General features: G+C 68.4%; 1 protein-coding gene. It reads right to left on the minus strand.

All coding sequences use genetic code 11. The features are described from left to right. Positions 1 to 36 precede the first annotated feature (36 nt). Positions 37 to 683, minus strand: a 647-nt coding sequence (locus EN893_RS36575) for an NAD(P)-dependent oxidoreductase (protein ID WP_281062548.1), incomplete at its 5' end; no start/stop codon positions are given.

Raw genomic sequence — 683 nt, forward strand, 5'->3', positions numbered from 1 at the left:
GTCGAGGGCCGGCCAACCGGGACGAAAACCCACGCCTCAATTCCTGTCGGCCGGCTTGGAACGCATGCGCGAAACCGTCTCGCGCTCGGCGCGCTTGGAGCGCAGCGGCGGCAGGCCGCGGTCGATCAGGTCCATGTCCTCCAGCACCATATCGCCCATGCGCTTGAAGGCGATGTCGAGCGCGCCGGCACGGTGAGCCGAGCGCAGAAAGCCGGGCAGGGTGCGCACCGGATGGTCCCGCGCCAGCGGTTCTTCGGGGAAAACGTCGCTGGCGGCGACGATGTGGCCGCTCTTCACCGCCGCCATCAGCGCCGGGAAGTCCACCACGCCGGCGCGGCTGAGCAGGATGAAGGCGGCGCCCTTGCGCATGCCGGCAAAGGCCTCGGCACCGAGAAAACCCTGGTTCTCGCTGGTCACCGAGGCAACGACGAAGATGAAGTCGCTGGTCGACAGCACCTCGTCGAGAGAGGCCGGCTCGACGCCATTGTCGATGAGGATCGATGGCGGCAGCCAGGGATCGAAGACTTTGGTGCGGGTGCGGAAGCCCGACAGCAGCCGGTTCAGCGCCCGGCCGAGATCGCCGAAACCGATGATCCCGACATCCGCGCCGGACAGGAGCCGCGCCGTCTGGTTGCCGTCGCCGCCCCACAGTTCCTGTCCCTGGCGGAAGGCGAGGTCGGCAT

The organism is Mesorhizobium sp. M7A.F.Ca.CA.004.04.2.1, from assembly GCF_004022825.1.
Lineage (GTDB): Bacteria > Pseudomonadota > Alphaproteobacteria > Rhizobiales > Rhizobiaceae > Mesorhizobium.